Below are 23,361 nucleotides of genomic sequence, written 5' to 3' on the forward strand. Positions count from 1 at the left end.
GGGGGATGTGTCGCCACATGGGCAATGACTCGAAGCTACTCTGAGACCCGCCATGTGGACGAAACTGGTGCCTGTCACGGCACTCCTCACGACGGTCGCTCTCACCGGGGCCGCCTACGCCGCCCCCGCCACCCCGGTCGGGGGCGAGTCGCTGGGCAGCCGTGGACTCGTCTCCCCCGACGGCGTCAAGGCGCCGCCGAAGAGCAAGGCCACCTCGTACGTGATCGCCGACGCCGAGACCGGGCAGGTGCTCGCGGCGAAGAACCCACATGGCCGTCTCCTTCCGGCCAGCACACTCAAGGCGCTGACGGCGCTCACGCTCATCCCCCTGCTCGACAAGAAGCTCACGGTCAAGCCGAGCCAGAACGCGGCCAACCAGGAGGGCAGCGCGGTCGGGCTGACGACCAAGCCCATCTACAAGGTGGACGACCTGTTCAAGGCGCTGATGATGTCGTCCGGCAACGACGCCGCCATGGCGCTGGCCGAGACGAACGGCGGCCTGCAGAAGACGCTGCGCGACATGAACGCCGTCGCCAAACGTCTCCAGGCGAACGACACGGTGGCCAAGACGCCCAGCGGCCTGGACAAACCAGGGCAGAGCAGCTCGGCCTACGACCTGGCGCTGATCGCGCGGGCCGGCCTCGCCAACCCTGATTTCCGGCGATATATCAGCACCAAGACCGCCAAGTTCCCGGCGCCCAAGAACTATTACGAGATCAGCAACCACAACAAGCTGCTCTGGCGCTACAAGGGCATGATCGGCGTCAAGAACGGCTGGACGTCGAAGGCGCAGGGCAGCTTCATCGGCGCGGCCACGCGCGACGGCCACACGATCATCGTCACGATCATGCGGCACGAGGGCTACTTCTGGGACGAGGTGGCCGGCCTCCTCGACTGGGGCTTCGCCGCCAGGGGCAATGTCACGCCGGTCGGCCGGCTGGTCGACCCGCTCCCCGTCACGCCGCCGGTGGAGCGGCGGGTCACCGCGTCGCCGACCGCCTCATCACCCGTCAAGCCGCCGCCGATGCTCGACGCGTCCCAGCGCACCGACACCAGCCGCCTGGTGGGCTCGGCCGTCGTCGGCGGCGGGCTGCTGCTCGGGGTGACATGGCTCTGGTACGGCATCCGCCGCAAGCGCTCACGCCGCTGAGGAGCCACCCGCCGGCCCATCCGGCGCCCCGTCCTTCGATGGCCCGCCCGGTGAGGACCCGTCCTCCGGCGACCCGCTCGACGGGATCGGCGAGGGCACGGGAGGCGGGCAGAGCCCGGTCGTGGCCGTCCAGGCGGCGACGTAGAGCACGAGCCGGGCCGAGAAGTTGATCCAGAGCAGCAGGCCCACGATGACGGCGAACGTGCCGTACAGCGGGTTGCTGAGCGTGTGGCTCAGCAACAGCCCGGCCAGTTGCTTGAGCAGCCCGAAGCCGATCGCGCCGAGCAACGCGCCGCGGGCGACGTACCGGAAGGACCCGACCGGCGGGGCGACCCAGCCCAGCACGATCACGAACATCAGCCAGTCGGCGGCCAGCCCCGCCACGAGCCCGGCGAGGAACAGCCCGACCGTGTTGAGCGGCGTCGCGTCGAGGTCGAAGAAGCTCACCACCGTCGCCGTCGCCTGCGTGGCGAAGCCGGAGACCGCCACCGAGGCGAGCATGGTCAGCCCGAGCAGGATGAGCGAGACCAGGTCGCGCAGCTTGCCGAGGAAGAAGTTGAGCGGCGGCGTGGTGGTCATCGACATCTCGCGCAGCGCTCCGCGCAGCGCGTCGACGGCGCCCAGCCCGGCGTAGAGCAGGCCAAGTAGTCCGATGATCCCGGCGGTCGCCTTCGCCTGCCCGATGCCGCCGATGTCGAGTTGACCGGCGATGCCGGGAAGCTGGTCGTTGACGGCCTTGGTCAGCGCGTCGATGGCGTTCTGGTCGTTGCTCAGGACGTAGCCGAGCACCGCGAAGGCCAGCGCGATCAGTGGGAAGAACGACAGGAACACGAAGTAGGTGACCGCGCCCGCCAGCCGGTTGCCGCTCTGAAGCTCGTAGCGCTGGACGGTCCTGATCAGATGATCGAGCCAGTGGCGCCGCACCCTCCAGTCCTCGACCAGGCGGCGCCCCCTGGCCTTCACCGCCGCGATCCGCTCGGTCAGGCCTGACATCGTGCTCGCCCGCCGCCTTTCGACCCCATCCCGGGCTGCTGCCCCGTCCCGGCGGGAAGAGTCTGCCATCGCGGAGCCGGTTCGCCGCGGTTTCAGGCGCGCGTGGCGGGCACCGACCTGGCCCTGGCGGGCCGGTGCCCGGTCCGCCGGCCGTCAGGTGGGCAGGAAGCCGATGCGGTCGCGGACCTCGGTCATGGTCTGCTCGGCGACCCGGCGGGCACGCTCGGCGCCGATCGCCAGCAGCCGGTCGAGCTCGGTCTCGTCCGACAGCAGCTTCTCCGTACGCTCGCGGATCGGCGCGAAGGTGTCGGCCACCGCCTCGGCCACGTCCTTCTTGAAGGCGCCGTAGCCCTGGCCCTGGTAGCGGGTGACCAGCTCGGGGATCGGCGTGCCGGTCAGCGCCGACTGGATGCGCAGCAGGTTGGACACGCCGGGCTTGTTCTCCTCGTCGAAGAGCACCTCGGAGCCGGTGTCGGTGACCGCGCGCATCACCTTCTTGCGCAGCGGGCCGGGCTGCTCCAGCACGTCGAGGATGCCCGCCGGGCTGGACGACGACTTGGACATCTTGGCCGTCGGGTCCTGGAGGTCGGTGATCTTCTCGACCTCCTTGAGGATGTACGGCTCGGGCAGCGTGAACGTGTCGCCGAAGCGGTGGTTGAAGCGCTGGGCCAGGTCACGGGTCAGCTCGAGGTGCTGCTTCTGGTCGGCGCCGACGGGCACGCTGTTGGCCTGGTAGATGAGGATGTCGGCGGCCTGCAGGATCGGGTAGGTGAAGAGCCCGACGCTGGCGGCGCTCTCGCCGAACCTGGCCGACTTGTCCTTGAACTGCGTCATCCGGCCGGCCTCGCCCATGCCGGTCAGGCAGATCAGGATCCAGGCCAGCTCCGAGTGCTGGCGCACGTGCGACTGCACGAACACGGTCGCCCGCTCGGGGTCGAGCCCGGCGGCGAACAACTGCGCGGCGGCCACGCGGGTGCGGCGGCGCAGGTCGGCCGGGTCGGTCGGCACGGTGATCGCGTGCAGATCGACCACGCTGTAGAAGGCGTCGTGGGTCTCCTGCAGCGGAACCCACTGACGGACCGCACCCAGGTAGTTGCCCAGGTGGAAGGAGTCCGCGGTGGGCTGGATGCCGGAAAGAACACGAGGTCTGGCCATAGCAGGTAATTGTGTCAGGAATCCTGGTCGGTCGCCGACTCGATGACCGGACGGCGTTTCACTCTCACGCGGGCGATGCGGCGGACGTCGAGCTCGGTGACGGTCAGCTCGAACCCCGGCACCTCCACTTTCTCCCCCACGGTGGGGACGTGCCCGAGCACGGCCATCACGAACCCTCCCAGGGTCTCGTACGGCCCGCTGGGCAGCTTGATGCCGGTCTCGGCGGCGAAGTCGTTGAGGTTGGTCAGCCCGTCGATCTCGATCTCGCCGGCCGGGAGGACGACCGTGTCGCCCTCCACGTCGTACTCGTCCCTGATGTCGCCGATCAGCTCCTCGACCAGGTCCTCAAGGGTGACGATGCCGGCCGTGCCGCCGTACTCGTCGACCACGATGGCCAGGTGGTGTCCCTCGTCGCGCATCTCCGACAGGGTGGTGAGCACCCGCTTGGAGGCCGGCACGAATTTGACCGGCCGGATCGGCACCAGCTCGCTGATCGGCTCGATGCGGCCGGTGAGCACCGGGTCGAGCAGGTCGCGCACGTGCACGAACCCGATGACCTCGTCGTAGGACTCGCGGTAGACCGGGAAGCGCGAGTGGGGCAGCGCCGCCGCCAGCACCGCCGCCTCGGCCAGCGGGGTGTCGGCCTCCATGAACTCCACCTCGGTCCGCGGCAGCATCACCTCGCGCAGCTGGCGCTTGCCGGCGGCGAACACCTCGGCGATCAGGTGGCGCTCGTCGGCCGTGAGGTCGGTGTGGCCGACCACCATGTCGCGCAGCTCCTCGGTGGTCACCTCCTCGGTGTCGGCCTGCGGGTTGCCGCCCAGCAGCCTGACCACGCCGTCGGTCGACTTCGACAGCGCCCAGATGATCGGCCGCGACAGGGCGGCGATCCGGTCGAGGAAGGGCGCCACGAACAGTGCGAAGCCCTCGGCCCGCTGCCTGGCCAGCCGCTTGGGAGCCAGCTCGCCGAGCACCAGCGACACGTACGAGATGGCCAGCGTGACCAGGACGAGCGCGAGGACGTCGGCGACCGCGGCCGGCGCCCCCCACCGCTGCAGGATGGGCGCGAGCTGCATGCCGAGCCGGTCGGCGCCGAACGCGGCCGACAGCATGGTGGCGACCGTCACGCCGATCTGCACGGCCGACAGGAACCGGTTGGGGTCACGGGCCAGCTTGGCCACCCGCTCGCCCCGGCGGCCGTGCTGGGCGAGCTTGCGGACCTGACTCTCGCGCAGGCTGACCATCGCCATCTCGGCGGCCGCGAAGAAACCGCCGACCAGAATGAAGAGCAGGACCAGGACGATATTGGCCACGACGGTGTCAAACATGGTGGTTGGCAGCGTACTCAACGCCTTTCCCACGTATGCTGAACGGCGAGCCGTACAAAATCGAACATATTCCAACAGGGGTGAACATGAGGCTGCTGGTGACCGGGGGTGCCGGATATGTCGGCAGTGTCGTCGCGGCACAACTCGTCGAGGCGGGCCACGAGGTGACCGTGCTCGACGACCTGTCGACGGGGCACGCCGACGCGGTGCCGGAGGGTGCCCGGTTCGTCCAGGGATCGATCACCGAGCCCGGCGACACTCTGGCGGGCGTCGACGCGGTGCTGCACTTCGCGGCCAAGTCGCTGGTCGGCGAGTCGGTGGCCGATCCCGGTCTCTACTGGTCGCACAACCTCGGCGGCACGCTGGCGCTGCTGGAGGCGATGCACGAGCAGGGGGTGCGCCGGATCGTGTTCTCCTCCACGGCGGCCACCTACGGCGAGCCGGAGCGCTCCCCCATCCTGGAGACCGACCCGACCCGGCCCACCAACCCCTACGGCGCCTCCAAGCTGGCCGTCGACACCGCGCTCAGCGCGTACGCGGGGCTGCGCGGGCTCGGGGCGGTCAGCCTGCGTTACTTCAACGTGGCCGGCGCCTACGGCCGCTACCGCGAGCGGCACGCGATCGAGACCCATCTCATTCCCAACGTGCTCAAGGTCGCCACCGGCGAGCGCGAGTCAGTGAGCGTCTTCGGCACCGACTACCCGACTTCCGACGGAACGTGCGTTCGCGACTACATCCATGTGGCCGACCTCGCCCGCGCCCACCTGCTGGCACTGGAGGCGGTCACCGAGGGGGCGCACGCGATCTACAACCTCGGCAGCGGCACCGGCTTCTCCGTCCAGGAGGTGATCTCCGTCTGCCGCGAGGTCACCGGTCACGAGATCCCCGCCGTCCTCGGGGCCCGCCGCGACGGCGACCCGGCCGAGCTGGTCGCCTCCTCGGCGAAGATCCAGCGCGAGCTGGGCTGGAAGGCCGAGCGGCCGTCGCTGCGCGATATCGTCTCCGATGCCTGGGCAGCGCTTTCCGGCAAATGAGGTATGAGGCCACCAGATATATGCTCTGATACCGAAATGTGAGGAGCTTTTCACCAAGGGTCACGAAGCTGCTCTTCGCCGTCCTCGTCGTCCTGGGCAGCCTGAGCGCCGGCGCGGCCGTGGTCTTCGTCACCCCGAACCCGGCTCCGGCGACGGAACCGAGAGCTCCCTGCACCGTGACGGAAAGCCCCGGCTGACCGTTCAACGGTCGGCCGGGGCCGGGGTCGTCCTGGGGGTCTGGAGTACGAAGACCTAGATGAGGCCGAGGGACTTGACCGCGTCGCGCTCCTCGATGAGCTCGCCGACGCTGGCGTCGATGCGCTCGCGGGAGAAGGCGTCGATCTCAAGACCCTGGATGATCTCGAACCTGCCGTCCACCGCGCGCACCGGGAACGACGAGATGAGACCCTCCGGCACCCCGTAGGAGCCGTCGGAGACCACCGCGGCGGAGGTCCAGTCGGTGCCGTTGACCCAGTCGTGGACGTGGTCGATCGCGGCGTTGGCCGCCGAGGCCGCGGACGAGGCGCCGCGCGCCTCGATGATGGCCGCGCCGCGCTTGGCGACGGTCGGGATGAACGTGTCGCGCAGCCACTCGCCGTCGACCTGCTCGGCCGCGACCTTGCCGCCCACCTCGGCGCGGTAGAGGTCGGGGTACTGCGTGGCGGAGTGGTTGCCCCAGATCGTCATGTGCTTGATCTCGGTGACCGGCACCTGGAGCTTGGCCGCGAGCTGCGACAGCGCGCGGTTGTGGTCGAGGCGGGTCATCGCGGTGAAGCGCTCGGCCGGGACGTCGGGGGCGTTCTGCTGGGCGATGAGCGCGTTGGTGTTGGCCGGGTTGCCGACCACCAGGACCCTGATGTCGTCGGCCGCGTGCCCGTTGATCGCCTTGCCCTGCGGGCCGAAGATGCCGCCGTTGGCGCCGAGCAGGTCGCCACGCTCCATGCCGGCCTTGCGCGGCATGGCGCCGACCAGCAGCGCCACGTTGGCGCCGGCGAAGGCCACGTTGGGGTCGTCGGTGATCTCGATGCCCGACAGCAGCGGGAAGGCGCAGTCGTCGAGCTCCATGGCGGTGCCCTCGGCTGCCTTCACCGCCTGGGGAATCTCCAGCAGGCTCAGCTTGACCGGCACGTTCGCGCCCAGCAGTTGGCCCGACGCGATGCGGAACAGCAGCGCGTAGCCGATCTGACCGGCGGCTCCGGTGACGGTCACCTTTACGGGCGTGGCCATGGCCTTCCCCTAACTCACAGGACGTTGGTTGACTTTCGGATGTTACCCGCTCGTCATCCGCAGGGTTCCATCGCGGGCACCTTCAGCTCCGGAGCGAAGTCGACCTTGCCGAAGTGCCTGGTGAGGAGCTGTTTCATGGTGCCTGACCGGTAGAGGTCGGCGATCACGGCCTTGACCGCCTTGCAGGTCTTGACGTCACCCTGCCTGATGCCGACGGCGTAGCGCTCGTCGGTGAGCTTGGCGCCGAGAATCTTGTAGCGGAGGTTCTCGCGGCCGGCGAACCCGGCCAGGATGAGGTCGTCGCCGGGCACCGCGTCGACCTGACCGCTCCTCAGCAGGTCCATGCACTGCGCGTAGTCGCCGGCCGGCACGGGCTCCACCCGCACCTTGGCCTGCACCCTGCCGACCGACGGGCTGTCGGGGGCGCAGATCCTGCGGCCCTTGAGGTCGGCCAGGGAGTCGATGCCGACGCCGTCGCGGACCAGGAGGTCCTGGTGAGCCAGGTAGTAGGGGCCGGCGAATCCGTTCTCGCTCTTGTCGATGGAATAGGTGGCCAGCACCAGGTCCACCGAGCCGCCGGCCAGCGTGTCGGCCCTGTCGCCGCGCGACACCCTGACGAACTCCGTCTGTCGCGCCCCCAGTTCGGTCGCGATCCGCCTGCCCAGCTCGACGTCGAAGCCCTCGAACCCGCCGTTGCGCTCCAGGCCGATGCCCGGCAGGTCGCCCTTCACGCCGATCACCAGCTTGCCGGTCGTCGCCGCCTTGTCGACCACGCTGGTGAACGGCCCCGGCGACGTCGAGCCGCCCGTGGGCCCGGAAGGCCGCTGGCCGCCGAACGCGCGCTGCGGCCAGCCGTTCGCCACGGCCACGACCACGGCGCCGGCGATCAGGACCAGGGTGACGGCCAGGGCGGCCCACCACATCCGGCGCCGCCCCCGGCGCGCCGGGGACCCCGGCTCCGTGCCGGGCTGCGCCGCCCCTCCCGACGTCCAGGGCGTCGGCACGTCGCCCTCCCGCGCGGGCGCCCCCTGCCATGGCTCGGACGGGCCGGGAGTCGCTACGGGCGCCTCCGGAGGCTGCGGAGACCTCCCGGCCCGCGAGGACGTCCCGGCGCCCGGCGCGGACGTCCCCTGGTGTGGGGCGACGTCGGCGAGGGACTCGCCTGACCTGTGGCCCGCCAGTCCCTGCCGGGACTCGATCCGGGTGGCGGAGACCCGCTTGAAGGGCGTGGTGTCGTCGCTCGCCACCTGGACGCCCCGGGTGAGCAGGGCGGTGGACGCGCCCACCGACTCGGGCTGGCCGAGCAGCCGCAGCAGGATCTGGTCGGCCGAGGGCCGCTCGCCGGGCGCCTTGGCCAGCGCCGACCGCACGACTCCGCGCAGCGGCTCCGGCATCATGCTGACGTCGACCTCGTGGTTGAGGATCCGGTTGAGCACCACGGCGATCGAGTTGCCCTCGAAGACGGTCTGCCCGGTCGCCGCGAACGCGATGGTCGCCCCCCACGCGAACACGTCCGTGAAGGGCCCGACGTCGTCGCCGGCGATCTGCTCGGGCGCCATGTAGGCGGGGGTGCCGATGGCCCGGCTGGTGATCGTCCCGGTGGAGTCGATGATCCGCGCGATCCCGAAGTCGACCACCCGCGGCCCGTCGGCGGCGATCAGCACGTTGTCGGGCTTGAAGTCGCGGTGCACGATCGAGGCATGGTGGATCGCGGTGAGCGCGGTGGCGGTGCCGATGGCCAGCCGGTCGAGCGCCGTGCCCCGCAGCGGCCCGTCGTCGTCGACGATGTCGCGCAGCGCGCGCCCGTCGATGTACTCGCTGGCGATGTACGGCGTGTCGCCGTCGAGGTCGGCCTCGATGACCCGGGCGGTGCAGAACGACGCCACCCGCTGCGCCGCCTTCAGCTCACGGGCGAAGCGCGACCTGGCGATCGTGTCGCCGCTGAACTTGATGTGCAGCAGCTTGATGGCGGCTTGTTCGTCCTGCTCGTTGACGCCCAGGTAGACGATGCCCTGGCCGCCCTCTCCGATCCGTCCGGACAGCCTGAACGACCCCAGCTCGCCGGGGTCGCCGGCAACCAGCGGCGAGATCTGCGGCATTCGTCTTCCCCACATGTACACATTGCCCGACGAGGCAAACTTTACGACGCTCAGGAACTCATCAGTGAACTGTTAACCGTTCGTGACGTCAGGTTTCGCCGACCTTCTGTCAAGAATGGTGACGCACCCCTCCAATTCGCCAGAACCACGCATCGCGAGGAGCCCCACGAAAATGGACCGCGCATATGACATCGTGCTGTTCGGAGCGAGCGGGTTCACCGGCGCCCTTACCGCCGCCTACCTGGCGAAAAACACCGGCCCCGAGGTGCGGTGGGCGCTCGCCGGCCGCAACCACGCCAAACTGCGCGAGCTCGGCATCGACGCGCCGATCCTGGTCGCCGACGCCACCGACCCGGCCTCGCTGGCCGAGGTCGCGCGCCAGGCCCGGGTCGTGGTCACGACCGTCGGCCCCTACCTCACGTACGGCCGGCGGTTGGTGGCGGCCTGCGCGGAGGCGGGCACGCACTACCTCGACCTGACGGGTGAGCCTGAGTTCGTGGACCGTGTGCACGTCGACCACCATGCCATGGCCCAGCGGACCGGAGCGAAGATCGTCCACGCGTGTGGCTTCGACTCCATCCCCTACGACCTCGGCGTGCTCTACACGGTCAATCGGTTGCCCGAGGGAGTCCCGCTCAGAATCAGTGGCTTCCTGCGGGCCGACCTCCGGATGTCCGGCGGCACCCTGCACTCGGGCCTGACGGTCTTCTCCCGCCCGCTCCAGATGATCGCGGCGGCCACCCAGCGCTGGTCGGCCGAGCCCAGGCCCTGGGGGCGCCGGATCAGCTCCCGCGCGGGCGGCCTGCGCTACGTGGGCGGCTGGGCGCTGCCCATGCCGACCCTCGACCCCCGGATCGTCGGCTACTCGGCCCGGCTCCTCGACCGGTACGGCCCCGATTTCGAGTATCGCCAGTACTACGCGGTCAGGCGCCTCCCGGCCGCGCTGACGGCCGTCGCGGGGGCCGGCGCGCTGGTCGCGATGGCCCAGCTCCCCCCGGCCCGTGACTGGCTGATGAGCCGCCTCCAGCCAGGTGACGGGCCCTCTCCTGAGCAGCGGGCGCGGAGCTGGTTCAACGTCACCTTCCTCGGCGAGGGCGGCGGCGAACGCGTCGTCACCGAAGTCTCGGGCGGCGACCCGGGCTACGACGAGACCGCCAAGATGCTCGCCGAGTCGGCTCTCTGCCTGGCCTTCGACGACGTCCCCGAGCGGGCGGGCCAGCTCACCACGGCCAGCGCCATGGGCACGCACCTCATCGACCGCCTCGACCGGGCGGGCATCAGATTCCGAACTCGCACACCGACCGGAACATGACCTCCTGCCAGGGGCCCTCCACCTCGCCCTGCGCCGCGGTCACGGCCGTGGTCCCCCACCAGTGATCGACTTCGAACACGACCGGAGCGATCTCCGAGTCGAAGAGCTCACAGTCGGTGATCTCCAGGCCGAGCGTCAGCCGGAGCTGCCCGCCGGCCCGGATCGTGTGGGGAAACCGGCCGCCGCCCATCGAGGCGGGCGTGAAGCCGTCGACGGTCACCGAGGCGAGCCTGAAGCTGTCGGCGCGGATGCCGACCCCGGTGACCGTGACGGGCAGCCAGCCGTCGTTGACGAAGCTCAGTCGCGCCTCGGCCCTCGGATGCCGCGGCCGGCCGAGGTCGTCCTTGCCCCAGAGCATGTTGCTGCCGCTTCCCCAGGCGTGTGACAGGCGGGGCACGACCCCGCCGGCCTGCCATCCGCCCCCCACGAGGAGGGCGACCAGCGCGAGCGCGCACACCACCTCGGTCAAGCGCCTGCTCTCGCGCCTGGAGGCCAGGCCCGCCCTCTTGTCGAGCCGCTCCCACACGTCATCCCGGATCACGCATTCCCCCTGTCAGGCGTTTCCGAATTCTGCTACTTTTTCCGGCGTGACGAAAGTGGATATTTGTTACTAATCGTATTCCTGGCCGGTTTGGTGCTGGCGCTTCGACTCGCGTTGACGAGTGTTGACACGCCAATGGACCGCACGGTCGCGGAACGGTTCGCCCGCCGCCAACGGGTGGATTTCACCATTTTCAATGGTGATCGGATCCTGCTTTATCTGCAGGTCAGGCGTCGATACCGATGGCTGGGCACGGCAACGGGACTGGTGTGCTGCGTCGCCACTCTCACGCAGGGCGCGATTGTCATCAGCGCCTATCTCCCCCTGGCCGGGTGGCTGCTCGGGTCGATCGTGGCCGAAATCGGATTCGCCCAGTCCAGGCCTCGGGTGCGTCGCCGTCTCAACGTCCGGCTCGCTCCACCGAGACTCACTTCCCTGTGGCGGCTGGGCGCCTCGATCTCCGTTGCCGTCGCGCTCAGCGCCGTCGCGCGTTCGTACGGGACGGAGGTGGGGGTCAGGGAGCGGCTCTACGCCGTGCTCACCCTCGGCGTGGTGCTCGCCGTGCACCTGATCGTCAGGGACCTGCACCGCCGGGCACTGGTGGCGGGCCCGGCGGACCTGATGGGGGCCGAGCTCGCGATCCGCTCCGGATCCGTCCGCTCGCTGCTCGCGACCGGCACGACCGTCGCCCTGGGGACCGCGTTGGGCAGCCTGCCCGACCTTCCCGACCTAGGGCAACTGGCCGCGGCGCTGATCGCGCTCGGCCTGCCGCTCCTCGTCCTGGGCACCGTCACGGACACCTGGCAGGTCACGTACGCGTTGAGCGGACGCCTGGCCTGGCCCGCGCTGACCGCGACCCTGCTCGCCGCGGCGCTCACGGCGACGTCACTCGTCTGGGAACCACGGGAAGCGGGTGGAACCCCGCTGGACAACTGGTACGCCCTCCCCCACGCCCGGTTCGCCGACCTGGAGCAGCGAGCGGGCAAATGGCGGCTGTGGGGCCCGGAGGGCGGGATCCAGGTCGGACAGGCCAGGGCCTACCTCTCGGGTGACGGGACCGCCGCCAGACCGGCGCCTCTGGCCCTCAGCGGCGACGGCCGACACGTCGTCTACCTGGACCGCGCCTCGCGCCGCCTCGTCCTGGCCCACCTGCTGAGCAGGCGGGAGCGGCACCTCACCGGCCCTCTCGCCGACGAGGCCGTACCGGAGCCCGCCCTCTCCCATGACGGCCGGCACGTGAGCCTCACCACCGCCACCGGCGTGGAGCTGATCGACACCTCCACCGGCGCCCGCACTCCTCTCCCGGGCATCAGGCGCGTCCTCGGCCTCGGCCCGGACGGCGGCGTGGCCACGACCGGGCCCGCCGCCCTGCCGGGCTCGCCCGACACCGAGCTCGTCACCTTCGACCACTCGGGCAAGGTGCGGACCCGCGTGCCCTTCGATCCCACACTGCGCGTGCGGCTCTCCCCCGACGGCCGCACGCTGGCCGTCGTCACCCCGGACGAGGTCGTGACCATGGATCCCGGCACGGGCGAGGTACGCGGACGCGCCCGCCTGCGCCTGCCTGCCCACCCCGACGCCCCTGAGCCGCTGGGCTGGAACGAGGAGGGCCACGTGCTGGTGCGGATTGACCTTTATGGGCAGGCTAAAGGCGCCTATCACCTCGTCGACCCGGCCACGGGCAAGAGCCGGCCGCTCAAGGACATCCCCGACGACCTCCGGAACCCGGTGTTCGGCAAGGTTCCGTCCGGCGAGGACTCATGAGGAGCCCGTGGCTCTACGCCGTCGTCGCGCTGACGATCCTGGCCGCCGCCTGGGTCGTCGCTCCCCTGCGAGCCGAGCCGTCGCCCCGGTTCGTCCGCCCCTGGGCGGAGCAGCCCGCGTCCGCCCCCACCGTGCGCCAGCTCACCGGACCGGTGCCGGTCCCCATCCGGTACGCGTACGTGCCCTCCTGCCAGGACAACACCGGCGCGTGCCGTCACTGGATCCTGGTGTCGGCCCGAGGCGAGCGCTGGTGGCTGCCCGGCGCCGCGGACAGCGATTCCCTGACGCTCAGTGCGGACGGCCTGCGCGTGGCCTACTCGAGCGACGCGGCACGCGGATTCGTCATCCGCGATCTGAAGACGGGAACGACCAGACCTCTCCCGGTGAAGCGGGAAGCCTCCATCGGTGAGTTCTTCGGAGTTCGGCCCCCGCTGCTGTCTCCGGACGGCCGTTATCTGCTCGTCCAGCACGACCACTTGGACAAGAACGAGGAGGTGGTATCGGAGAGGCCACTGATCGTGGACACCGACCGGGGCACCGTGACCCGGCTGCCCGGCGGCGAGACGGTCATCGGCTGGACGGCGGCCGGGCTCGCCCTCGTGCGCGAGCGGAGCACGAACTCCCTGCCCGGGCATGTCTCCACGGCGTCGTTCGTCATCCGCTCACCCGGAGGCAAGGTCGTCCGCCGGACGGTCGTGCCGGGCAACCGGTCGCGGTCCTGGTTCTCCCCCTCGGGGCACACCCTGGCCTCGCTGGCCAGGGAGGCCACCCCCGACGACCTGGTCACCACGGGTGTGGTCCTCGTCGGCACGTCGAAGGGACACCCCACGCGCACGGTCACGCCGCGACAGCCGGTCGGCCGGCGGATCGCGGAGATCCTGCGCTGGGAGGACGAGAACACGCTCGTCGTCAGGACGGCCGAGGCCGGAAACGACAGCGCCTACCACCTCCTCGATCTGCAGGACGGAACCACGCGCCCGATCGAGATCAGCATCCCGGACTCTGCTGACCTGTGGGAAACCGCGCCGGTGCTGGGCAGCGTCCGTTAGTACGCCAGCGACCAGGTCTTGTACGAGGTGCGCAGGAACGGATCCTTGAACTTGGGATAGGCCACCGTGCTGACGTCGCCGTCGGAGGTGTAGCGCATGTCGGGGTTGCTCTTCAGCCAGTCGAGCCAGGCCGTGGAGCAGAACTGCGCGCAGTCGCCCTTCTTGTCCATGGCCCGGATGCGCGGGATGCCGAGCGGCTCGAACGACTTGCTGAACGGCGACGGCGACGGCGTGTAGCCGGCCAGGAAGACGCCGCTGTGCTTGTAGGTCGTGTCGTGGAACTTGCCGCGCGCGGCCCACTCCTTGGTGCTCGGCTGGTTGCCGTACGGCAGGGCGATGGTGACCGGTTTGACGCCCGCGAGGGAGCCGACCTCCTGGGCGATGCTGCCGATCTGCTCCATGACCTGCTCGCGTGGGCGGCCGCGCAGGTTGAGGTGGTCGCGCGTGTGGTTGCCGATGTCGAAGTTGTTGGCCTTGAGCCACTGCAGGGTCTGCGCCTGCTCCTCCCTGCCGATCTTGCCGAACATGTCGCGGGTCACGTAGAACGTCGCCACCGGCCGGAAGCCGGGGTTCTTGGCCGCGACGTCCTGCAGGATCGCGATCGCCGTGTCGGGCTTGACCTGGCCCATCTCGTCCAGCGTGAGCTGCGAGGGCGAGGAGTCGTCGAAGGTGAGCACGACGGGGTGCTTGCCCGCCGGGATGTCGATCTTCCCGGTGACGAACTCGGCCGCGGTGACGGGCACGTACCCGTCACGGACCAGCCGTTCGAGGTCCGAGCGGAACTGGCTGGGAGTGCGGTCGTCGGTCGTCGCCGGCTTCTCGATGACCCGATGGAACATCAGCACGGGCACCTGTCCGAGCTCGTTGGCCTTGACCTTGGCCGCGGCGGCGAGCTTGGCCGCCTGCGCCTTCTGGGCCTTGGCCGCCGTGTCGGCCTTGGTGCTCTTGGCCTGGATGACCGGCTCCTCGCCGCAACCGCTCAGGATCACGGCGGCCGCGACCAAACCGACCCCACTCATCAAACGCAGTCGCATCCGAACCCCCCCGAGACGCGCACGACTATTACGGGAAGGCTCCTACCCAGTTGATCAACTGGGCCACGCCCGTGACCTCCCAAGAGATGTCCCGGACAGCGAAAAGGGCCGCCCTCGGGCGGCCCTTCCCACAGCAGATGATCAAGTCATCTTCTTCTTGAGGTTCTCGTCCAGCGCGGCCAGGAAGTCCTGGGTGGTCAGCCACTTGGCGTCGCCGCCGACCAGCAGCGCGAGGTCCTTGGTCATCTGACCGCTCTCGACGGTCTCGACGCAGACCCGCTCCAGGGTGTCGGCGAACTCGGTCACCGCGGGGGTGTTGTCGAGCTTGCCCCGGTGGGCCAGGCCCCGCGTCCACGCGAAGATCGACGCGATCGGGTTGGTGGAGGTGGGGTTGCCCTTCTGGTGCTGGCGGTAGTGACGGGTGACGGTGCCGTGCGCGGCCTCGGCCTCGACGGTGCGGCCGTCGGGCGTCATCAGCACGGAGGTCATCAGGCCGAGCGAGCCGAAGCCCTGCGCGACGGTGTCGGACTGGACGTCGCCGTCGTAGTTCTTGCACGCCCAGACGTAGCCGCCCTCCCACTTGAGCGCCGCCGCGACCATGTCGTCGATGAGGCGGTGCTCGTAGGTGATGCCGGCCTTCTCGAACTCGGCCTTGAACTCGGTCTCGTAGACCTCGGCGAAGATGTCCTTGAACCGGCCGTCGTAGGCCTTGAGGATCGTGTTCTTGGTCGAGAGGTAGACCGGGTAGTCACGGGCGAGGCCGTAGCGCATGGAGGCGCGGGCGAAGTCGCGGATCGACTCGTCCAGGTTGTACATCGCCATCGCGACGCCGCCGCCCGGGAAGTCGTACACGTCGAGCTCGATCGGCTCCGTGCCGTCCTTGGGGGTGAACGTCAGCGTGAGCTTGCCCTCGCCGGGGATCTTCAGGTCGGTGGCGCGGTACTGGTCGCCGAAGGCGTGACGGCCGACGACGATCGGCTTGGTCCAGCCGGGGACGAGCCTCGGCACGTTGGACATGATGATCGGCTCGCGGAAGATGACGCCGCCCAGGATGTTGCGGATGGTCCCGTTGGGGGACTTCCACATCTTCTTCAGGCCGAACTCTTCGACCCGGGCCTCGTCAGGGGTGATCGTGGCGCACTTGACGCCCACACCGTACTTCTTGATGGCATTGGCGGCGTCGATCGTGACCTGGTCGTCCGTGGCGTCGCGGTGCTCGATGCCGAGGTCGTAGTACTTCAGGTCGACGTCGAGGTAGGGAAGGATCAGCTGGTCCTTGATGAACTGCCAGATGATCCGGGTCATCTCGTCGCCGTCAAGCTCGACGACCGGACCCTCCACCTTGATCTTGGGCATGCGAATGGTTCCCCTTCAATGAATCGATGCTTTGAGGCTATCGGACCGCCTCATCAACGGACGAAAAGGGACATCAGTAGCCCCTTGAGCGCGTTGTTCTCCAACAGGAGCGCGGTCAGCACGAGTACGAAGCCGAAGGCGCCGAGCGTGACGGAGTCGGTCCGCCGGCTGCGCACGGCGAGCTGCCCGCCGAAGCCGGAGAAACGGAGCGCGGCGCCGATCATCACGACGCCGCCGAGGGCGAACCCACCCCACCGTGGGTCCACCAGCAAGGTCACGGCAACGGCGATGACCGCACCCGCCAGGATCAGTGGGTACGGTCCCCAGCTCTCGGAGCTACGGCTCAACGCCCTGCTCACTCACGCTCATCGCTCCTCGATGGGCTTCCACTTCTGGTCACGCTCTCCGATGTATTCGCTGTCGGGGCGAATCAGGCGGTTGTCGGCATGCTGCTCGATCACGTGGGCCGTCCATCCGGACATGCGGCTGATCGAGAATACCGGCGTGAACAGGTCTGTCGGTATGCCCAGGTAGTGATAGACGGACGCGGCGTAGAAGTCGACGTTCGGGTAGAGGCCCTTCGTCTCGAAGACGACCTCCTCCATCTCCTTGGACATCCGGAAGTAGGTGTCGTCACCGGTCGACTCGGCCAGTTCCTGTGACATCCGTCGCAGGTGCGTGGCCCGGGGGTCCTCGGTCTTGTAGACGCGGTGCCCGAAGCCCATGATCTTCTCGCCGGCGGCCAGCTTGTCGCGGACGGCCTGGGCCACGCCCGTGGGCGAGATCGACTCCAGCGTCTTCATGACCTGCTCGTTCGCGCCGCCGTGCAGCGGGCCCTTGAGGGTGCCGATGGCGGCCACGATGGCGGAGTGCATGTCGGACAGAGTCGCCGCGCACACCCTCGCGGCGAAGGTGGAGGCGTTCATGGTGTGGTCCGCGTGCAGCACCAGGCAGGTGTCGAAGATGTCGACCTCACGCTGCGCGGGGGTGCGCCCGGTGACCTGCAGGAGGAAGTTCGCCGCGATGCTGAGGGAGGGGTCGGGGTCGGGGACGCTACCGCCCGTGCGGGCCGCGTGGTAGCGGGCGACCAGCAGGGGCTGCTGTGCGGTCAGCCGCGCGGCCTTGCCCAGGTTGGCCTCAGGGGCGATGGAGTCCTTGTCGGGATCGTCGGCACCGGACAGGGAGACCAGCGAGCGCAGCGCCTCCATCGGCTTCTGCTTGTCGGCGATCTCTCCGATGTTGGCGGAGACGAGCGCGCCGAGCTCCCGTCCGCGCACCAGCTCGGCGCCGTAGGCCGCCAGCTCCGCGCTGTTCGGCAGCTTGCCCCGCTGAAGCAGGTAGGCGGTCTCTTCGAACGTCGCTCGGCCGGCCAGGTCGTGGATGTCGTATCCACGGTAGAAGAGCCGACCGGCCTTCCCATCGATGTCGCTGAGCGCTGTGGACGCGGCCACGACGTCGGCCAGGCCTTTGGTGGGCTTGTCAGCCACTGTCGGGGGCGCTCCGCCTCCCGAGGCCCCCTCGCCCGAGGAATTCTGTTTCATGGTGTTTCCTCCGCTTTTCTTCGCTGGAAGTCTACCCGTGAGCAGGCAAAACCGTCCGCAAAGGTCCAGACCAATTTCATGCGGGATTCTGCTTATGGCAAAGAAGATTCCGCATCCCCTCGGTTGGGTAAGCCGGAGCTGTAGTAATAGTTACGGCGGGCTACCTGGGGAGGAACTGCCGTGGAGGGGCCGTTCATACGCATCGAGGACACTGGCGAGGTGGTCCCGTTGCGCCCCGAGATCACAACGGTAGGGAGGGGCCGCGGTGTCGACATCCGGCTGACCGATCCGAGTGTGTCTCGACTCCATGCCGAGTTCGTCAGGCGAGGACCCTACCTGTACGTCGTTGATCTGGGCCTGTCCCGCAACGGCACACGGGTGAATGGCAGGCCGATCGCCCGGAGGGTCCTTGACGACGGCGACGTCGTCTCCTTCGGGGCGGCGCGCGGTCGGGTCGGCGGGATTCCGCGCGAGGACTTCACGCCCGAAGTCGAACTCCGCAGGGCGGCGGCGCCCGAGCTGACCAGACGCGAGGTCGACGTGCTGACCTCGCTCTGCCGGCCGGCACTGTCGGACGAGGCGTTCGTGGCGCCGGCGACCGCACGCGAGATCGCCGACGACCTGGTCGTGACCGAAGCCGCGGTGAAGCAGCATCTGCTGCGGCTCTACCAGAAGTTCCGCATCCCGGAGGGCACCAACCGGCGCACGCGACTGGCCAACGAGGTCGTCGCGCTGGGCCTGGTGCGTCCGACCCCTGTGGTGCCACCGCAGCGGACGGGCACGCCTCCGGCCGAGCAGCAGGCGTCGGCGGCTGGACGCAGGGCTTCCTAGCGAGTGTCACCGCGCCCGGGAACCCGGGCGCGGTCACACCCGGGTTCCCAGTCCGCTCGTGCGATCAGCCGTGTACGAGCGGCGGGTCTTTCAGATGACGCGGAAGCCGTTGCTGGGTTTGCTGGTCCGGTTGACCCGGTCGACCGCCACCGCGTAGTAGTGGTCGCCCCGCTTGCCCTCCGGGTCCAGCCAGCGCACCTGCCGGTCACCGGGGACGACCGCGACCAGGTTGCGAGCGTCGCCGAACGCGTCCGAGGAGGCCCGGTCGGTGAAGCGGAAGATGGCGAACTGGAACGGCTCGTCCCTGCCGGTCGCCACAGCCCGCACCTCGACCCCACCGGAGCGGCGTAGCGCGTAGGCGATCACGGGCCGCTTCGGCGGCTCGCCTCCGGCCAGGCGGGGCAGCACCGGCGCGAGCGCGGGGCGCGTGTAGTGGTCGTTGACGGCGGTGCTGATCGACGCGATCCGGTCGGCGCGCAGGTCGTTGGCGTTGTACCAGATGTCGCCCGAGATCTGCGGGTGGCTCTGGTTGAGCGTGAGGTGCTTGGACAACTCGGCCGGGACCTGCCACTCCGGCGCCTGCGCCGGGTCGCCCGCCTTGTACGCCGCCTGCCCGATCCACAGCAGCGTGCCGGTGCCGTCGGCGACGTCCGACCACCACGGGACGAGCTTGGAGTAGTCGGCCGGCGGCTGCCCGATGTACCAGTAGAGCTGCGGCGCGATGTAGTCGAGCCAGCCCTTCTTCACCCAGCCGCGGGTGTCGGCGTGCAGGTTGTCGTAGGACTGGCCGCCGTTGGTGTCGGAGCCGAGCGGATCGGTGCCCTTGTTGCGCCAGATGCCCGACGGGCTGATGCCCCAGGCGGTCTCCGGCTTGACCTCGCGGACCCGCTGCTGCATCTCCGAGACCATCAGGTCGACGTTGTGCCGGCGCCAGGTGGCCAGGTCGGGGAAGCCCCCGCCGTACTCGGCGAACGCGGCGCTGTCGTCGAAGGCCGTGGTGTTGGTCGGGTAGAAGTAGTCGTCGAAGTGCAGGCCGTCGATGTCGTAGCGGATGAGCGCGTCGAGCATGGCGTCCTGGCAGAACTTACGGACCTCGGGGATGCCCGGGTTGTAGTAGAGCTTGCCGCCGAACGGCAGGATCCAGCCGGGATTTCTGCGACCGGGGTGGTCGGGGTGCAGTTGCGCCGGGTCGGCCTGCATGGAGACCCGGTAGGGGTTGAACCACGCGTGGAAGGCCAGGCCACGCTTGTGCGTCTCGGCCACGGCGAATCCGAGCGGGTCGTAGCCCGGATCCTGTCCCTGGGTGCCGGTCAGCCAGTGCGACCACGGCTCGTACGGGGACGGCCAGAAGGCGTCGGCGGTCGGCCTGATCTGCACGAACACGGAGTTGAGCTTGCGCTGCTGGGCGAGGTCCAGCCAGGCGAGGTATTCGGCCTTCTGCTCGTCGGCGGTGAGGCCCTGCTTCGACGGCCAGTTGATGTTGACGACCGAGGCGATCCACATGCCGCGCATCTGGCGCAGCGGAGGTGCCTGGTCGGCGGCGGCGAAGGCGGGCAGCGGCACGGCCGACGCGGCGACGGCGAGAGCGAGGCCCTTTAAGACGGTCCTTCTGCTGGGCATGGGGGGTGCCTCTCGAACTGTGGTTGTGTCCAGGGCGACGATGGCAGAAAATTACCTTCAGATCAATAATGGTGAAAGAAAATGCCGACTGACCGATCGGGGTGAGGGCGTCACCGGACACCGCCTCTTGGTCATGAGGCCGACCAAGGAGAGCTCATGACGGCTGACCTGCGCCGACTCGCGCTGACGGTGCTCCAGCCCGGCTACGAGGGCACCACGCCGCCCGACTGGCTGCGCCGGGCCCTGGGCGAGGGGCTCGGCGGCGCGGTGCTGTTCGCGCGCAACCGCCCTGACGCGGCGCACGTCCGTGAGCTGCGGGCGGCCAATCCCGAGGTGATCGTCGCGATCGACGAGGAGGGCGGGACGGTCACCCGGCTGGAGGTCGAGACAGGGAGCTCCTTCCCCGGCAACCGCGCGCTGGGCGTGGTCGACGACGTGAAGCTGACCGAGCGGGTGGGCCGGCAGATCGGCCGGATGCTCGCCGAGGCCGACATCACGCTCGACTACGCGCCCTCGGCGGACGTCAACTCCAACCCGGCCAACCCGGTGATCGGCGTCCGCTCGTTCGGACCGGCGCCCGACCTCGTCGCCCGCCACACCGTCGCCTACGTCGCCGGGATCCAGGGCGCCGGGGTCGCCGCCTGCGCCAAGCACTTCCCCGGCCACGGTGACACGACCACCGACTCGCATCTCGCCCTGCCGGCCGTGCACGCCTCCGCGGAGTCGCTGGCCGAGCGCGATCTGCCGCCGTTCCGCGCCGCCATCGAGGCCGGAGTCCAGTCGATCATGTGCGGGCATCTGCTGATCCCCGCCCTCGACCCCGGCACGCCCTCGACGTTCAGCCGGGCCATCCTCACCGAGCTCCTGCGGGACGAACTCGGCTTCGAGGGCATGCTGGTCACGGACGCGATCGAGATGGAGGCCGTGGCGGCGATGTACCCGCCCGGCGAGATCGCGGTGCGGGCGCTCGGCGCGGGCGCCGACGCCATCTGCGTGGGCCTGACGACCGAGGAGGGCCTGAACGAGATCACCGGCGCGATCGTGGCGGCGGTGCGCGACGGCGTCCTGCCCGAGGAGCGTCTGGCCGAAGCGGCCGCGCGGGTGCGCGCGCTCTCCGGCTGGTACGCCCGCCAGGCCGCCCGGCGCGAGCAGGCCGTGGCCGACGTGGATCCCGGCGTGGGCCTCGACGCCGCCCGCGCCGCGCTGACCGTGACGGGCACCGCCCGGCTGACCCGGCCGCCGCTGGTCATCGAGGTCAACACCCGCTTCAGCAAGGCCGTGGACCCGTCGATGCCGACCGGCCTGACGGCGGAGCTCACCCGGCTGCTGCCCGGCACCGAGCGGGTGCGGCTGGAGCCGGGAGGCGAGCTACCGCCGATGGGCGAGCCGGAGGCGACGCGGGCTCCCGAGGACGAGGCGCCGTCGCACGGCGGGCGGCCGGTGGTGCTGGTGGTGCACGACGCCGCCCGGCACGCGTGGGTGCGCGACAGGGTGGCGCAGGCCGTCCGGTCGCGGCCGGACACGATCGTGGTCGACACCGGCATCCCCGACGTCCCCTCAGGGGCGGCCCACCTCGCCACGCACGGCGTCTCCCGGGTCTCGGCGCGAGCGGCCGCCGAATGGCTCACCCGATGACCGACGGGGCCGGCGAACCCGCCAACCCGGTCGCGGCGGTGCGGGCGGTGCTGCCGTCGCTCACCCCGGCGGCGCAGGCCATCGCCCGCATCATCCTGGCCGACCCGAGGGTGGTCGTGCGGAGCACGATCACCGAGTTCAGCGCGGTGTCGGGCACCAGCGAGGCGACGATCGTCCGCACGGCCCGCGCGCTCGGCTTCACCGGCTACTCACAACTGCGCTTCGCGCTGGCGGCGGCCGTGGCCAAGGAGCCCGAACGCCTGGTGCCCGGCGACCTCGGGCCCGACGACCCGCTCACGGACGTGATCGCCAAGGTGGCGCGGGCCGAGTCGGAGGCGCTCGCCGACACGGCCGCCCAGCTCGACCCCGACATGCTGGGCGAGGTGGTGAGCGCCATCGCCGCGGCCCGGCGGGTGGACGTGTACGGCGTCGCGGCCTCGGGGCTCGTGGCCGCCGACATGTCGCAGAAGCTGCTGCGGATCGGCCTGTCCAGCCACCCGTTCAGCGACGCCCACCTGGCGCTGACCAGCGCCGCCCTGCTCCACGACGGCGACGTGGCGGTGGCCATCAGCTGCGGCGGCGAGACGCCCGACGTGCTGGTCCCGGCCCGCATCGCGGCCGAGGGCGGGGCCCTGGTGGTGGCGATCACCAACAACCCGCGTTCCTCGCTGGCGGAGCTGGCCCACCACACGCTGGTGTCGGCGGGCCGCGAGACCGCGTTCCGGCCGGGGGCGCTGGCCAGCCGGATCAGCCAGCTGCTGATCGTCGACTGTCTGTTCGTCGGCCTGGCCCAGCGCACCTACGACAAGGCCGACGCCGCCATCCGCGCCACCCGGGAGGCGACGGACCACTACCGGCGCCGCTGACGGTCACCACAGGGGAGACTGCGGACCGCGGCCGGCGCCGCTTACCTCTCGGCCCGGGTCACGGTCTGCGCCGCGAGGTCCGTCTCGATCCGGCCGGCCGTGGCCAGCAGCGGCGGCAGCAGATCGCGCCTGGCCCGCTGCAACGTCGTACGGCTGGCGTGGGTCGAGACGTTCACCGCGGCGACGGTCCGGCCCGTGCGGTCGCGGATGGGCGCGGCGATGGACCGCAGCCCCTCTTCGAGCTCCTGGTCGACCATCGCCCAGCCACGGGCGCGGACCCGGTCGAGCTCCGCGCGCAACGCGGCGGGCTGGGTGATGGTCCGCGACGTCAGCCGGCGCAGCTCGGCCCCTTCGAGGAACTCATCCAGCAGCTCGGAGGGGAGCGCGGCCAGCAGCACGCGGCCCATGGACGTGCAGTGGGCCGGGAAGCGGGTGCCGATGCTGATGGTCACGCGCATGATCCGGGCCGTGGCGACGCGGGCGACGTAGGCCACGTCCTCGCCGTCGAGCACGGCGACCGAGGCCGACTCGTGCACCTCGGCGGCCAGGCGTTCGAGATGGGGGGCGGCCACCTCGGGCAGCGAGAGGCTGGACAGGTAGGCGTAGCCGAGCTCCAGCACCCTGGGCGTGAGCGCGAAGAGCCGGCCGTCGCTGCGCACGTAGCCGAGGTCGGCGAGCGTGATCAGGAAACGCCTGGCCGCGGCCCTGGTGAGGCCGGTGGCGCGGGCCACGTCGCTGAGGGTCAGCTCGGGCGAGGTGGCGCTGAACGCGCGGATGACGGCAAGGCCCCGGGCCAGCGACTGCACATGATCAACCAAGTGAGGAT

General features: G+C 70.1%; 20 protein-coding genes. 8 read left to right on the top strand and 12 right to left on the bottom strand.

Annotated features, from left to right (window positions below; all coding sequences use genetic code 11):
- Positions 1 to 52 precede the first annotated feature (52 nt).
- Entirely contained in the window at positions 53 to 1,150 is a 1,098-nt protein-coding gene (locus AB0I38_RS10910) for a D-alanyl-D-alanine carboxypeptidase family protein (RefSeq protein ID WP_358465495.1), read from the top strand.
- Here the strand turns inward: AB0I38_RS10910 and AB0I38_RS10915 are convergent.
- The 3 genes from AB0I38_RS10915 to AB0I38_RS10925 form a co-directional block, all read right to left on the bottom strand.
- Positions 1,139 to 2,143 (bottom strand): YihY/virulence factor BrkB family protein, encoded by a 1,005-nt coding sequence (locus tag AB0I38_RS10915; RefSeq protein ID WP_358465498.1) that lies wholly within the window; start codon positions 2,141 to 2,143, stop codon positions 1,139 to 1,141. The genes AB0I38_RS10910 and AB0I38_RS10915 overlap by 12 nt on opposite strands.
- A gap of 153 nt (positions 2,144 to 2,296) precedes the next feature.
- Positions 2,297 to 3,298: a tryptophan--tRNA ligase gene (gene trpS / locus AB0I38_RS10920; protein WP_358465501.1), complete on the bottom strand. Its 1,002-nt coding sequence runs from the start codon at positions 3,296 to 3,298 to the stop codon at positions 2,297 to 2,299.
- Between the two features lie 14 nt (positions 3,299 to 3,312).
- The gene (locus AB0I38_RS10925; RefSeq protein WP_358465504.1) at positions 3,313 to 4,626 is read right to left on the bottom strand and encodes a hemolysin family protein; all 1,314 of its coding nucleotides are present in this window, start codon (positions 4,624 to 4,626) and stop codon (positions 3,313 to 3,315) included.
- A gap of 86 nt (positions 4,627 to 4,712) precedes the next feature.
- Between AB0I38_RS10925 and galE the strand changes: the two genes are divergently transcribed.
- On the top strand, positions 4,713 to 5,660 hold the full coding sequence (galE, locus tag AB0I38_RS10930) for a UDP-glucose 4-epimerase GalE (RefSeq protein ID WP_358465507.1): 948 nt from the start codon (positions 4,713 to 4,715) through the stop codon (positions 5,658 to 5,660).
- Positions 5,661 to 5,912: 252 nt separating this feature from the next.
- On the opposite strand, the gene AB0I38_RS10935 is transcribed toward galE, so the two are convergent.
- Both AB0I38_RS10935 and AB0I38_RS10940 read right to left on the bottom strand, forming a co-directional pair.
- Positions 5,913 to 6,887 carry a malate dehydrogenase gene (locus AB0I38_RS10935; protein ID WP_358465510.1) on the bottom strand — a complete coding sequence of 325 codons (975 nt, stop codon included), beginning with the start codon at positions 6,885 to 6,887 and terminating at the stop codon, positions 5,913 to 5,915.
- A gap of 53 nt (positions 6,888 to 6,940) precedes the next feature.
- A complete protein-coding gene (locus tag AB0I38_RS10940; RefSeq protein WP_358465513.1) occupies positions 6,941 to 8,986 on the bottom strand; it encodes a protein kinase domain-containing protein in 2,046 nt (681 codons plus the stop codon).
- 172 nt (positions 8,987 to 9,158) lie between these two features.
- Here AB0I38_RS10940 and AB0I38_RS10945 point away from each other — a divergent pair, with 172 nt between their 5' ends.
- On the top strand, positions 9,159 to 10,298 hold the full coding sequence (locus AB0I38_RS10945) for a saccharopine dehydrogenase family protein (RefSeq protein WP_358465516.1): 1,140 nt from the start codon (positions 9,159 to 9,161) through the stop codon (positions 10,296 to 10,298).
- On the opposite strand, the gene AB0I38_RS10950 is transcribed toward AB0I38_RS10945, so the two are convergent.
- A complete protein-coding gene (locus AB0I38_RS10950) occupies positions 10,264 to 10,839 on the bottom strand; it encodes a hypothetical protein (protein ID WP_358465519.1) in 576 nt (191 codons plus the stop codon). The two genes, AB0I38_RS10945 and AB0I38_RS10950, sit on opposite strands and share 35 nt — an antisense overlap.
- A gap of 351 nt (positions 10,840 to 11,190) precedes the next feature.
- Between AB0I38_RS10950 and AB0I38_RS10955 the strand changes: the two genes are divergently transcribed.
- Positions 11,191 to 12,603: a hypothetical protein gene (locus AB0I38_RS10955; RefSeq protein ID WP_358465522.1), complete on the top strand. Its 1,413-nt coding sequence runs from the start codon at positions 11,191 to 11,193 to the stop codon at positions 12,601 to 12,603.
- Positions 12,600 to 13,652, top strand: coding sequence for a hypothetical protein (locus AB0I38_RS10960; RefSeq protein WP_358465525.1), 1,053 nt, complete (start codon positions 12,600 to 12,602; stop codon positions 13,650 to 13,652). Before AB0I38_RS10955 ends, AB0I38_RS10960 begins: the two co-directional genes overlap by 4 nt.
- Here the strand turns inward: AB0I38_RS10960 and AB0I38_RS10965 are convergent.
- The 4 genes from AB0I38_RS10965 to AB0I38_RS10980 form a co-directional block, all read right to left on the bottom strand.
- Complete coding sequence (locus tag AB0I38_RS10965) at positions 13,649 to 14,671, bottom strand: polysaccharide deacetylase family protein (protein ID WP_358465528.1); 1,023 nt, start codon at positions 14,669 to 14,671, stop codon at positions 13,649 to 13,651. The two genes, AB0I38_RS10960 and AB0I38_RS10965, sit on opposite strands and share 4 nt — an antisense overlap.
- 156 nt (positions 14,672 to 14,827) lie before the next feature.
- Positions 14,828 to 16,042: an NADP-dependent isocitrate dehydrogenase gene (locus tag AB0I38_RS10970; RefSeq protein ID WP_358465531.1), complete on the bottom strand. Its 1,215-nt coding sequence runs from the start codon at positions 16,040 to 16,042 to the stop codon at positions 14,828 to 14,830.
- Between the two features lie 53 nt (positions 16,043 to 16,095).
- Positions 16,096 to 16,401, bottom strand: coding sequence for a DUF3017 domain-containing protein (locus tag AB0I38_RS10975; RefSeq protein ID WP_358465533.1), 306 nt, complete (start codon positions 16,399 to 16,401; stop codon positions 16,096 to 16,098).
- Positions 16,402 to 16,407: 6 nt separating this feature from the next.
- Positions 16,408 to 17,529 (bottom strand): citrate/2-methylcitrate synthase, encoded by a 1,122-nt coding sequence (locus AB0I38_RS10980; RefSeq protein WP_358465536.1) that lies wholly within the window; start codon positions 17,527 to 17,529, stop codon positions 16,408 to 16,410.
- Between the two features lie 234 nt (positions 17,530 to 17,763).
- Between AB0I38_RS10980 and AB0I38_RS10985 the strand changes: the two genes are divergently transcribed.
- Complete coding sequence (locus AB0I38_RS10985; protein WP_189128866.1) at positions 17,764 to 18,414, top strand: FHA domain-containing protein; 651 nt, start codon at positions 17,764 to 17,766, stop codon at positions 18,412 to 18,414.
- A gap of 90 nt (positions 18,415 to 18,504) precedes the next feature.
- Here AB0I38_RS10985 and AB0I38_RS10990 read toward each other — a convergent pair whose 3' ends face one another.
- Positions 18,505 to 20,034 (bottom strand): glycoside hydrolase family 10 protein, encoded by a 1,530-nt coding sequence (locus tag AB0I38_RS10990; RefSeq protein WP_358465540.1) that lies wholly within the window; start codon positions 20,032 to 20,034, stop codon positions 18,505 to 18,507.
- A gap of 156 nt (positions 20,035 to 20,190) precedes the next feature.
- On the opposite strand from AB0I38_RS10990, the gene AB0I38_RS10995 reads away from it, so the two are divergent.
- Positions 20,191 to 21,669, top strand: a complete 1,479-nt coding sequence (locus tag AB0I38_RS10995) for a glycoside hydrolase family 3 protein (protein ID WP_358465543.1) — start codon at positions 20,191 to 20,193, stop codon at positions 21,667 to 21,669.
- On the top strand, positions 21,666 to 22,535 hold the full coding sequence (locus AB0I38_RS11000) for a MurR/RpiR family transcriptional regulator (protein WP_358465546.1): 870 nt from the start codon (positions 21,666 to 21,668) through the stop codon (positions 22,533 to 22,535). The genes AB0I38_RS10995 and AB0I38_RS11000 overlap by 4 nt, the downstream gene beginning before the upstream one ends.
- Before the next feature lie 41 nt (positions 22,536 to 22,576).
- Here the strand turns inward: AB0I38_RS11000 and AB0I38_RS11005 are convergent, their stop codons facing one another.
- Positions 22,577 to 23,353, bottom strand: a complete 777-nt coding sequence (locus tag AB0I38_RS11005; RefSeq protein WP_358465548.1) for an IclR family transcriptional regulator domain-containing protein — start codon at positions 23,351 to 23,353, stop codon at positions 22,577 to 22,579.
- Positions 23,354 to 23,361: the final 8 nt, after the last annotated feature.

The sequence above is a fragment of the Nonomuraea cavernae genome (assembly GCF_040655715.1).
Taxonomy (GTDB): Bacteria; Actinomycetota; Actinomycetes; order Streptosporangiales; family Streptosporangiaceae; genus Nonomuraea; species Nonomuraea cavernae_A.

Coding starts and splice junctions, on each gene's coding strand:
- AB0I38_RS10910 (WP_358465495.1), top strand. CDS start 53: ATGTGGACGAAACTGGTGCCTGTCACGGCACTCCTCACGACGGTCGCT.
- AB0I38_RS10915 (WP_358465498.1), bottom strand. CDS start 2,143: ATGTCAGGCCTGACCGAGCGGATCGCGGCGGTGAAGGCCAGGGGGCGC.
- trpS (WP_358465501.1), bottom strand. CDS start 3,298: ATGGCCAGACCTCGTGTTCTTTCCGGCATCCAGCCCACCGCGGACTCC.
- AB0I38_RS10925 (WP_358465504.1), bottom strand. CDS start 4,626: ATGTTTGACACCGTCGTGGCCAATATCGTCCTGGTCCTGCTCTTCATT.
- galE (WP_358465507.1), top strand. CDS start 4,713: ATGAGGCTGCTGGTGACCGGGGGTGCCGGATATGTCGGCAGTGTCGTC.
- AB0I38_RS10935 (WP_358465510.1), bottom strand. CDS start 6,887: ATGGCCACGCCCGTAAAGGTGACCGTCACCGGAGCCGCCGGTCAGATC.
- AB0I38_RS10940 (WP_358465513.1), bottom strand. CDS start 8,986: ATGCCGCAGATCTCGCCGCTGGTTGCCGGCGACCCCGGCGAGCTGGGG.
- AB0I38_RS10945 (WP_358465516.1), top strand. CDS start 9,159: ATGGACCGCGCATATGACATCGTGCTGTTCGGAGCGAGCGGGTTCACC.
- AB0I38_RS10960 (WP_358465525.1), top strand. CDS start 12,600: ATGAGGAGCCCGTGGCTCTACGCCGTCGTCGCGCTGACGATCCTGGCC.
- AB0I38_RS10965 (WP_358465528.1), bottom strand. CDS start 14,671: ATGAGTGGGGTCGGTTTGGTCGCGGCCGCCGTGATCCTGAGCGGTTGC.
- AB0I38_RS10970 (WP_358465531.1), bottom strand. CDS start 16,042: ATGCCCAAGATCAAGGTGGAGGGTCCGGTCGTCGAGCTTGACGGCGAC.
- AB0I38_RS10990 (WP_358465540.1), bottom strand. CDS start 20,034: ATGCCCAGCAGAAGGACCGTCTTAAAGGGCCTCGCTCTCGCCGTCGCC.
- AB0I38_RS10995 (WP_358465543.1), top strand. CDS start 20,191: ATGACGGCTGACCTGCGCCGACTCGCGCTGACGGTGCTCCAGCCCGGC.
- AB0I38_RS11000 (WP_358465546.1), top strand. CDS start 21,666: ATGACCGACGGGGCCGGCGAACCCGCCAACCCGGTCGCGGCGGTGCGG.